This window comes from Salinivibrio sp. SS2 (genome assembly GCF_001722075.1).
In the GTDB taxonomy this organism is placed as follows: Bacteria; Pseudomonadota; Gammaproteobacteria; order Enterobacterales; family Vibrionaceae; genus Salinivibrio; species Salinivibrio proteolyticus.
On sequence record NZ_MEBP01000037.1, the window covers coordinates 1 to 3,821 of the forward strand.

Here is a 3,821-nt window from a genome sequence, read left to right on the forward strand (position 1 = left end):
CGTTGATGATCTGATCGCCGCTAGAGTGATAAGTTCAATGATTTAGGAAACAACGCCGGTCGAGGGCGATATCATCCAAGTGATGCGTGTACTCCACCAGAAACAAAAATTCCCTACGGATTGATTGCTTCCTCTGGGGAGCTAACGCTAAGCTAAATTGCAGTTGAATCCGCGATGACTTAATGGCGGAAATGACAGAACGAAGTAGACGACTTTGTTGTTCGAGAACATTGGCTGCTCGCGCAGCCAAAAAAATGCAATTGCCTATTGAACGGAGAAGGGCTCATATGTGTTATTTGTGGGCTGACTGATACACGTTATTTTCTATTGAAGCTCCTGCAAATTCAAAGGTTAGACGCCCTATTCGATTCAACCCCAGATGCTCATAAAATCCATTGGATTCATTTTCAACCCAAGTGTAAAGCCAGTATTTATTACCCAACTGATTTTCGACTTCATTCAAAAGCTTTCGACCTAACCCTTTCCCTTTGAAAGTGTTATCGACATATAGTTTCTCGACTTCAAAGCCATTACTGGACGTTTGATAATGCGATTCAAGATTAACCATTACATAGCCTTGGATCACTTCCTGCTCTTCACTTACAAACACACGATATTTAGTCGTATCCAATACTCCTAAGAAGTAGGTTGCAGTGAAAGTAGACAAGACATATTCAGCGTATTCAGTTTTGATACCTTCTCTAGCATATGTGTCTAGCCAGACTTTAATGGACAATGCTGCTAATTTTACGCAATCGTCTTTTGTCGATTCCCTAACCATTTCCCCTCCAAAACATAACGTTCGAATAACGGGCGTTTACTAGCCCAAACTGACTAAAATGCCTAAATCACAGCGTTTCTTTGAAAAATGCGCTACGAATAGACGCGCGGATTCATTCGCTTGTTATGCTTACATTTGCTCAACTACACCTCTCTTGACCGCCAGATTTTTCAATAGTCCTTGTAGGTATGCTAAAGCGGAAAACGGAATGAATACTGAGTACAAAAAGTCTCCCCTAAGGTAGGCAGATAGCAGGATGCTCAATAGGCAGAAGAATGAAAATAGGAAAGATAACTTCTTCACTGAATCACCTTCACTCGGAAAGGTATCCAATGCTGTCTGTTGCGAGTACATAGTCCTAACTAGCGCTACGATAAACATCCAAGCAAAGAGAGAAGACTCCTGCAAGTAGTAATAGACCCAATTAAGATACTCCCAGTAAACCAAATAGGCAAAAGCACCTGATATAAGGTGCAAATTTGTCGCAAGTGCAATAGAGCTCATGCGCAACGAAAGGGAGTAAAAACAAAGAAGCAAAACCATGCTCGCCAAACCAACAGCATAGAACTGCTGCTCAATTGGTAGCTTATCTGCCTTGTACAAGAATCCAAAGACAATAATTGGCAGAAATTCAATGTACGAAAAAAACTTTTTTATACTATCCATCCAGACCTCCATGCCAAGACTTGGTTTAAGGCATAACGCAAAGCTTAGCGGCGAGCGAATGCGAGTCCACAGCCCGCCGCATAGCGGTGTATTTAGGGCTGTATTGCTACAGCGTTTTGTTACTAGCGCCTACAAGCACAGTTTCGCGTATTGTCTCATACACAATTTCTTCATTATCTAAGTGAATATTGTGGGAACTATCTTGTACTATCGTCAACTTTGCTTCTGGCGCTTGTTTTAGCCAATCTTCATGGCACCGAATCCAAGTCTCATTGTCCCTTTGAAGAATGTTTTTCGGTGCGTCATCAAATGAATAATATGGATCCACTTCTGGGTCAAACCAGGAAGTTAGATTGTCGCACACCAATATATGAGTTGTAATATCGTCTCTTAAAGCCAAGCTCTTAGTTGCCTTAATGGCATGCTTAAAGGCTTCAAATTCTTGCTTTTCAGATTCAGTTTCTTCTGGGTCTGGGCGTGTACTAAGGGAGTTCCAATACTTTTTTTGACTTTCCGTTCTATACGCTAAAGATCTTTCTTCAAAGAATGAGTCACTCGGATCAATAAAAACGACACCATTAGTATTCGTTTTGAATTGGTGTGAATAGTATTTTGACAAAGTGCCACCAAAAGAATGTCCCACAAAAATGAATGGTGGTTTGACTTCCAGAATACTTAATAGCTCTTCCAAATCTGATGTAATGGAGTAGATGTCTTTTGGGTGGTTTTGAATATCTGATTTTCCCAACCCTGAGCGATCATATGAAAAGGTAGAGAATTCGTTTGCCAGCCTAGCTTGTAGCGTTCTCCAATACTCTTTATCACAAGTCATTCCCGACTCGAAGATAACAGTTGGCCCACTACTCCCTGTTCGGCAACATGAAATATTTCGACCATCCTTTAAAATCACGTTTAGTGGTTCCATAGATCCCTTTTTCTAGTAACATTGTATTAGCACGCATGCTCGATTCCCCAAAAACGTTATACGCAGCTTTTCTTGCCTAATTCACTATTATAAATAGTATTTATCGCTTGTGGGTTTTGTCTCTTTTCCGAGAAAGTGTGCATGCCGCCTATCTCTGGTAATGCGTTCACACTATCACCACACTCAATTCTCTAATCTATTGATTATACTTACTTTCTGTTTTCGTATTCTGGGATAGTGTGAATGAGTGCCGACAAAGCGTGCGCTTAATTGGCGTGCTTCGACCGATAGGCGGGTTATCTATCTGGTATTTCTCACGCTACCGCCGATCAGTTCTCGGTACCTAACTCACCTTTTCCGTCAGCGTTGTCAGGTTAGCTTATCAAAGCGATGCTGATTTTTTCGTGCTTAATTGTCCAAAATGTTAGCGACAGCAGGTTTTGTGCGGGGGCATGGCTGAAATGGCTTTGCCTACAAAAATAATAGGATCAGGGGGTTATCGCAGTAATTTTATGAGACCAATTTAATATATGGCGGGTATTGGTCTATTTACCCACACAACACGGAGACGTTGTTATGCGACATCACACCATATACAAGCAGGGATGGCGATCCCTTTTCGCACTTTTATCCACCACCGTCGCGCTATCGGCAACAAGCGCTGAAGGCACTCAAGATACCATTCATGATCCTTGGCTTAAAAAGGTTGTCGCGTTAACAGGAAACCACAAGCCCGGCGATCCGGACCCTACTAGCTATGGCATGGACCCAACAACGGGTCAGTTTATTCATCCTCAGCGGACCTACCATGCCTACTCACCCAAGCCTTTTGACGGTTTACTCGATTATTGGGATGACAAAACATATAGCAAAAATATTACGGTCGAGGCCTATTACCCCATCACGGTTGAGCCCTTCCACACGTGGCAAAATATTGTCGATTTTGATGGTAGGCGGTATCTCTATCAGTATGTGCGACGCGATCTAAAGATCTTTGATATTACAAACCCAAAAGATCTGAAGTTGCTATATACCCGCGGTAAGCAATGGGGGCCAAATGGGCCTCAAGGGGAAGAAGTGAACCCCTATCCCGCTGGTGATATGTTTGGCGCGGCCAGCATACAGTGGAGCAAGGCTCGGCAGAATTATGTGATGGTGCAGGCCTTTGAGATCCGTCGCTTCGGGCTGTTGAAAGATAAATTTACCCAGCCGGAAAAAGTCGCACAAATCCGTCATGCCAAGCATTTAAAAGGATTTAAGGTGTATGACATGCATGGCCCACTTCCTGACCAATGCCTGAATTCAGATAATAAGTGCAACACTCATGGTTAAACTGGCGAGAGGAAGTCAACTGCTGATAGTGGTACGCTTCTCATCGCAAAAATCAAAACGTGATTACCAATAGACAGCTTTACACCCAGTTGGACAACCATACCAGATTTAACAAAA

At 42.6% G+C, this 3,821-nt stretch carries 4 protein-coding genes; 1 reads left to right on the forward strand and 3 read right to left on the reverse strand.

Annotated features, from left to right (window positions below; all coding sequences use genetic code 11):
* Window positions 1-292: 292 nt before the first annotated feature.
* The 3 genes from BGK46_RS02240 to BGK46_RS02250 form a co-directional block, all read right to left on the reverse strand.
* A complete protein-coding gene (locus BGK46_RS02240; protein WP_069586852.1) occupies window positions 293-781 on the reverse strand; it encodes a GNAT family N-acetyltransferase in 489 nt (162 codons plus the stop codon).
* 129 nt (window positions 782-910) lie between these two features.
* Complete coding sequence (locus BGK46_RS02245; protein ID WP_069586853.1) at window positions 911-1,447, reverse strand: hypothetical protein; 537 nt, start codon at window positions 1,445-1,447, stop codon at window positions 911-913.
* A 106-nt stretch (window positions 1,448-1,553) separates the two neighbouring features.
* The gene (locus BGK46_RS02250) at window positions 1,554-2,372 is read right to left on the reverse strand and encodes an alpha/beta fold hydrolase (protein ID WP_084781209.1); all 819 of its coding nucleotides are present in this window, start codon (window positions 2,370-2,372) and stop codon (window positions 1,554-1,556) included.
* A 576-nt stretch (window positions 2,373-2,948) separates the two neighbouring features.
* Here BGK46_RS02250 and BGK46_RS02255 point away from each other — a divergent pair.
* The gene (locus BGK46_RS02255) at window positions 2,949-3,704 is read left to right on the forward strand and encodes a hypothetical protein (protein ID WP_069586855.1); all 756 of its coding nucleotides are present in this window, start codon (window positions 2,949-2,951) and stop codon (window positions 3,702-3,704) included.
* Window positions 3,705-3,821: the final 117 nt, after the last annotated feature.